The organism is Acidovorax sp. KNOB132, from assembly GCF_057541515.1.
Window position 1 is genome coordinate 1 of sequence record NZ_BAAJYT010000218.1, and the last position, 5,967, is coordinate 5,967.

General features: G+C 69.1%; 9 protein-coding genes. 6 read left to right on the forward strand and 3 right to left on the reverse strand.

The window, feature by feature from the left end; genetic code table 11:
• Together AC27IO_RS19230 and AC27IO_RS19235 are read left to right on the forward strand one after the other, a co-directional pair.
• On the forward strand, positions 1–261 hold a 261-nt coding region (locus AC27IO_RS19230), incomplete at its 5' end, for a helix-turn-helix domain-containing protein (RefSeq protein WP_498740236.1).
• A 241-nt stretch (positions 262–502) separates the two neighbouring features.
• A complete protein-coding gene (locus AC27IO_RS19235) occupies positions 503–1,048 on the forward strand; it encodes a hypothetical protein (RefSeq protein ID WP_498740238.1) in 546 nt (181 codons plus the stop codon).
• A 44-nt stretch (positions 1,049–1,092) separates the two neighbouring features.
• On the opposite strand, the gene AC27IO_RS19240 is transcribed toward AC27IO_RS19235, so the two are convergent.
• Together AC27IO_RS19240 and AC27IO_RS19245 are read right to left on the reverse strand one after the other, a co-directional pair.
• On the reverse strand, positions 1,093–1,848 hold the full coding sequence (locus AC27IO_RS19240) for an alpha/beta fold hydrolase (RefSeq protein WP_498740240.1): 756 nt from the start codon (positions 1,846–1,848) through the stop codon (positions 1,093–1,095).
• A gap of 150 nt (positions 1,849–1,998) precedes the next feature.
• On the reverse strand, positions 1,999–2,904 hold the full coding sequence (locus AC27IO_RS19245) for a LysR family transcriptional regulator (RefSeq protein ID WP_498740241.1): 906 nt from the start codon (positions 2,902–2,904) through the stop codon (positions 1,999–2,001).
• Positions 2,905–3,030: 126 nt separating this feature from the next.
• Between AC27IO_RS19245 and AC27IO_RS19250 the strand changes: the two genes are divergently transcribed.
• The 3 genes from AC27IO_RS19250 (at position 3,031) to AC27IO_RS19260 (ending at position 5,121) form a co-directional block, all read left to right on the forward strand.
• Positions 3,031–3,471, forward strand: coding sequence for a DoxX family protein (locus AC27IO_RS19250; RefSeq protein ID WP_272566045.1), 441 nt, complete (start codon positions 3,031–3,033; stop codon positions 3,469–3,471).
• A gap of 58 nt (positions 3,472–3,529) precedes the next feature.
• Positions 3,530–4,354, forward strand: a complete 825-nt coding sequence (locus AC27IO_RS19255; protein ID WP_498740243.1) for a DODA-type extradiol aromatic ring-opening family dioxygenase — start codon at positions 3,530–3,532, stop codon at positions 4,352–4,354.
• A gap of 77 nt (positions 4,355–4,431) precedes the next feature.
• Positions 4,432–5,121 (forward strand): hypothetical protein, encoded by a 690-nt coding sequence (locus AC27IO_RS19260; protein ID WP_498740245.1) that lies wholly within the window; start codon positions 4,432–4,434, stop codon positions 5,119–5,121.
• Between the two features lies 1 nt (position 5,122).
• Here the strand turns inward: AC27IO_RS19260 and AC27IO_RS19265 are convergent, their stop codons facing one another.
• Positions 5,123–5,599, reverse strand: a complete 477-nt coding sequence (locus AC27IO_RS19265; protein ID WP_284430706.1) for a PACE efflux transporter — start codon at positions 5,597–5,599, stop codon at positions 5,123–5,125.
• Positions 5,600–5,716: 117 nt separating this feature from the next.
• On the opposite strand from AC27IO_RS19265, the gene AC27IO_RS19270 reads away from it, so the two are divergent.
• Positions 5,717–5,967, forward strand: a 251-nt coding sequence (locus tag AC27IO_RS19270; protein ID WP_498740247.1) for a LysR family transcriptional regulator, incomplete at its 3' end; no start/stop codon positions are given.

Genomic DNA, 5,967 nt, shown 5'->3' on the forward strand with positions numbered 1-5,967 from the left:
CTGGCCGAGTCGATGCTGCTGCTCAGCCAGGGCCCGGCCGCAGGCGCCGCCGCGCCGCGGTTGCCGCCCGTGGCGCTGACCCCGCGAGAGACCGAGGTGCTGTCGTGGCTCGCCAAGGGCAAGACCAACCGCGACATCGCTGATATTTTGGGCATGAGCCCGCGCACGGTGAACAAGCACCTGGAGCACATCTTTGAAAAGCTCGGCGTGGAAACGCGCACCGCCGCGGCGGCGCTGGCGGGGCAGCTGCTGCAGGACTAGGTTCGGGCCACGGCGCCCTTCGACATCGCGCGCCTCCGCCCCCTGCGTGGCCGAGGCCAGTTCCTTGTTGACCGGTCAGCGCGTCATCGGGACCGTTCTCCAGCATGATGAGCGCAAGCGTTCTGCCGGCACGAAAGCTATAGTTTGTACGGCGCAACGGAGCCCTGCTTCGCAAAACTTTCTTGCGGTGAATCCGAAACCTGGGTGCCGTCAAAACATGGCTGATCGAACGAGATACTGAATGAGACTGCGCTTTCCTCGCTGGCGTGACGGCCAAAGACCGATCACCTTGTTTGCAGTTCTGACCATGGCGTTCTTCTATGCCATTGTTGTTCTGCGAAATGAATGGGGACCTGCCACTGCAGGCTGTGGCGTGGTTGTTTTCGCGGTCTCGGCCTTGCTGTCGTGGAGAAGCTGGCTTGCGGCCCAAGAGGAGGTTGAGATCACCACCAACAGAACACTGGTCATTCACAGGCGGGGTTGGTCTGGAAAATCAACAAAGTCGACGTACGCGCTCGATGACTTTGGCGCCATTCGTTCCTACCTGACAGCGGGTGCTCGCCGCATCAACCGGCTTGAGCTCGTGACGCTTTCAGGCCGTGAGGCCCTTCTGCTTGCCTCGCGCATACCTGCGGCCGAGGCAGGCTTTTGGCGCGTTACCGCTGAAAATTTGGAGAATCCCGAACTACTGAAGCTTCGAACCGAACTGGGAAGCAGATGGGGCTTTGTGGACCATGGATTTCAAGGACCGAAGTGGGTGGGAGCCATCATCAAAGGAAGCGAATAGCGTTCGCTCCACTGCCCAAAATCACGCGTCGCGTCACGCCGGCTTCATATCTCGCCCAAAAACTGCCTCAGCAAGTCCGTGACGGCATTGGGGCGCTCCAGGGACGGCAGATGCGCCACGCCGTGCAACGCGATCCCCTCCGCATTCGGCATCTGGTCTGCGGCCCTCTGGGCGCGCTGCTGAACGTGGGGAAAATCCAGGTCACCCCAGACCACTTGGGCAGGCAACCGGATCTCCGAGAGCCGGCCGTACACCGGCACGTTGTCTGTCTCCCCGCCCCGGAGCCCGTTCGCGATGGCGATCGCATTCATCGCCAGGAACAGCTTTCGCGCGTCGCCCCCCACCCGGAGTTCGGGCGACAGGGGGCCGTCCAGCCAGAGGCGTGCCTTGATGTGGTTCAGTGCCTCCCAGTCCTGCGCCTGCTCCGCGAGTTGCTGCGCTCGCAGCAGGCTTTCGATCTCGGGGGGATACGCCGGCGCCGGGGCGCCGCTGAGCGAGGGGGCGATCAGAAAGAGACCCCGCACCCTGGACGGATGCGCCAACGCCATCTCCAGCGCGATGCGGCCACCCTGGGAGCAGGCCACAACGACCGCCGGTTCCGTCACGCCCAGGCCCTCCAGAACGGCCAGCCCATCCGCCATCGATGACGAATCGGCCGTGCGCAGGGGCGAGTCACCGAATCCGGGGCGGTCATAGGCCATCACCCGGCAGGTGCCGGCCAGTGCGCCCATCTGGGCCGCCCACATGCGCCTGTCGCACACCGCAGCGTGGAGGAACACGACGGGCAGGCCTTGCCCCATGGCCTGCACCGACAGCAGCGATCCTTGCGACGGGAGGGTCCTCGTTTCTATCATCGCGCTCTCCAGGTGATCGCATGGCGTTGGAATGGGCTGCCTTGGGTGGTGGGATCTCCGGCGGCGGCTGTGCGCATTGTCATCGGTGCGCGAGCGTCAGGACGGCAATGGCGCCCCACCCAGGCGCTCGGCCAGAAAGTCGATGAAGCTGCGCAGCTTGAGCGGCATCTGTCGCCGGCTGGCATAGACGGCATACAGCGTGCCCACGAACTCCGCATCGCCCGGCAACTGCACCAGCCGCCCGCTGGCGAGGTCGTCGTCCACCAGCCATGCGGGCAGGAAGGCCGCGCCCATGCCGGCCACCACGGCGTGGTAGCTCAAGGTGCTGTCGCTGGACTTCATCACGGCGTCGATGTGCCGGTGCATGCCTTCCTGCAGGGCATTCTTGAGGCGCTCGAGCTGCACGTAGTTGGGCATGACCATCGGGATCGGCCGGGGCGCACCGCCCGAATCAACGCCCCCGTCGGGGCCGGGCTGGAAGCCGGGCGCCGCGACCAGATGGAACGCCATCTGGCACAGGGGCCGCGCGATCAGCTGGGGCGCGGGCTCGGCGGTCATGCGCAGCGCCACGTCGAACCCCTCCGAGACGAGGTCCACCATGCGGTTGTCCAGGTGCAGGTCCAGCCGCACCTCGGGGCATGCCCGGCGATAGTCGGCCAGCAGCCGGGCAAAGCGCGGCGTCGCACACCACACGGGGGCGCTGATGCGCAACTCGCCCCGCGGCCGGTTCTGCCCGTGGCCCACCGAGGCCGCGGCGGCGTCGAGCAGTTCCAGCGCCTGCCGGCCCTGCTCGTAGAAGGCCGTGCCGGCCTCCGTCAGGCTCATGCTGCGGCTCGTGCGGTGCAGCAGGCGCGCGCCCAGCGTGCGTTCGAGCCGGGCGATGTGCTTGCTCACCATGGGCGGCGCCATGCCCAGGCGGTCCGCGGCGGCACTGAAGCTGCCGGCTTCGACGATCGCCTGGAACACGCGCAGGCCCGTCAGTTCCAGGTCTGCAGGGTTCATGGTTGCCAAAAAAGGAAAGGATGCCATCACTCTAACGCCATCGATTTCCTTTGGGGGAAATCTTAAATTGCGTCCAGTCCCATTCCTTTTCATCGCCACGCGCTGTGGCCCCTTTGGAGAACCGCCATGCCCGCCACCCCGTATTCGCCCACCGCCTCCACCCCGTCCGCGGGCCGGGCGCTGCGCATCGGCCTCTGGATCGCCCAGGTGCTGGTCGCCGCGGTGTTCTGCGCCTCGGGCGTCGTGAAGCTGACCACGCCCATTCCCGAACTGAGCGCGATGATGCCGTGGACGGGGCAGTACCCCGTCGCCTTCGTGCGGGCCATCGGGCTGATCGACATCGCGGGCGGCCTGGGCATCCTGCTGCCCGCGCTGACACGCATCCTGCCCCGGCTCACCGTGCTGGCGGCCCTGTGCTGCGTGGTGCTGCAGGGGCTCGCCATCGCCTTTCACCTGAGCCGGGGCGAGGCGATGGTGGTGCCGCTCAACCTCGTGCTGCTGGCGCTGTGCACCTTCGTGCTGTGGGGCCGCGCCCGGCGCGCGCCGATCCGCCCGCGCGGCGCCTGACACCCTCGCTGGCGCCTTTCGCCCTCGACCGCCCCACCCACCCCCACGGACCACCGCCATGCACCCGCCCTCCTCCCCCCTGCCCACCTATTTCCTGTCGCACGGCGGCGGCCCCTGGCCGTACGTGCCCGAGATGCGCCGCACCATGCGCGCGCTCGAGCAATCGCTGCAGGACATCCCGCGCCAGATCGCCACCCGCCCGCAGGCCGTGCTGGTGGTGTCCGGCCACTGGGAGGACGAGGCCTTCGCCGTGATGGCAAGCCCCCGGCCGCCGATGGTGTACGACTACTACGGCTTTCCGCCCCACACCTACGAGGTGCGCTACCCGGCGCCGGGCGCGCCCGCCCTGGCGCAGCGGATCGCGGCCCTCATCGGAGCCGCGGGCCTGCCCAGCCGGCTCGATGCGGAGCGGGGCTTCGACCACGGCACCTTCGCGCCGCTGCAGGTGATGTATCCGGCCGCCGACGTGCCGGTGATCCAGGTGTCGCTGCAGCGCGATCTGGACCCGGCCCAGCACCTGGCCCTCGGCCGCGCACTGGCGCCGCTGCGCCATGAAGGCGTGCTGATCGTCGGCAGCGGGCTGAGCTACCACAACCTGCGCCGCTTCGGCGAGGCCGGCCGGGCGCCTTCGGTGGCGTTCGACCAATGGCTGCAGGACGCGTTGGTGCACACGGATCCGGACGACCGGCCCGCGCGGCTGATGGGCTGGGAGAGCGCGCCAGCGGCCCGCATCGCCCACCCGCGCGAGGACCACCTGATTCCGCTCATGGTCGCGGCCGGCGCGGCCGAGGCCGAACGGGCCGACTGCGTGTACCACGAGGAAGGCGTGTACGGCGGCGTGACGGCATCGAGCTTTCGCTTCGGCGCCGGCGCGGCGCACTGAAACGCCCCGCAACGCCTGGCCCGGGCGCTTCGGGCATCATGGGCAGCCTCTTTCACTGCACGCCGCCGCGCCACGCCATGAAGCCCCTTCCCGCCCCCGCACGCCTGTCCCCGCTCTTCGTGGCGGCCACCCTGATCCTGGGCGCCGGCGCGGCCACGGCCCAGACGGCCCCGGCCGCAGCGCCCACGGCGGTATCCCCCGCCGCAGCACCCGCCCAAACCGTGCGCCTGCGCGGCACCATCGAAGCCGCCACGCCCACTTCGCTCACCGTCAAGGAACGCGGCGGGCAGACGGTCACGCTGGCGCTTTCGCCCACGCTGGTGGTGCAGGAGGTCTATCCGATCGCGCTGGCGGACATCCAGCCGGGCAGCTTCATCGGCACGGCCGCGCTGCCCCAGGCGGACGGCACCCAGCGCGCCATCGCCGTCACGGTGTTCCCCGAATCCGCGCGCGGGGCCGGCGAGGGCCACCGCCCGTTCGACCTGCAGCCCCAGAGCACCATGACCAACGCCACCGTGGCCGACGTGGCAGGCGTGGCCGATGCCGCCGGCGGGGCCGCCAAGGGCCGCACGCTGAAGCTCACCTACCAGGGTGGCGAGAAGACCGTCATCGTGCCGCCCGGCGCGCCGGTGGTGACCTTCCGCGGCGGCGACCGCAGCCTGCTGGTGCCGGGCGCCAGCGTGTCGCTCACCGCGCAGGAGGTGAACGGCATCCCCACGGCCACGCGCATCAACGCCGGGCGCAACGGCTTCGCGCTGCCTTACTGAATCACTGAATCACGGTCTGGGGGGTGGCCTTCGTGGTGGCCTGAACGCCGGACGGTCCCGCCTGGGCCGATGCCGGCAGGCCGAAGATGCGGTCGAAGCCCCAGTTGAAGACGAAGGTGTAGCAAAGAAAGAAGGCGATCAGCCCCAGGTCCATCACGAAGGCCTGCCACAGGCTGACCTTGAACCACCAGGCGAACAGCGGCACCAGGGTGAAGACCAGGCCGCCCTCGAACCCGATGGCATGGGCGATGCGGCGCGCCGTGCTGCGCCCGCGCACCGGCTGGCGCGCCTCCCAGCGCTCGAACGCCCAGTTGAACACGAGGTTCCACACCACCGCGATGGCCGAGGCCGCCACGGCGACCACGCCGGAATGCCCCGGCCCCTGCCCCGTGAGCCACGCCAGCGCCGCGGTGGCGGCCACGATGGCGATCAGCTCGTACAGGGTGACGTAGAGCACGCGGCGCGGCAGGCCTTGCAGGCCGGTGGGGCGGTGGGTAGCGGGGGCGGTGTGCGTGGACATGGGGCCACTGTATGTGTGCCAGGCTGATACATAAAGTCAGCTTGTTTCAGTTTTATTGATAGATACTTCGGCCCCATGGCGTTCTCTTCCGACAGCGTGCAGGTGTTTCTGGCCGTGCTGGACCAGGGCTCGTTCTCGGCCGCGGCGCGGGCGCTGTCGCGCGTGCCCTCGGCCGTGAGCATGACCATCGCCCACCTCGAAGCCGAGCTGGCCGTGCCGCTGTTCGACCGCACCGGCCGCGAACCCCGCCCCACCGCCGCGGCCCGCGCGCTGGAGCCCCAGGCGCGGCTGCTGGCGGCGCAGCTCAAGCAGCTGAACGCGCAGGC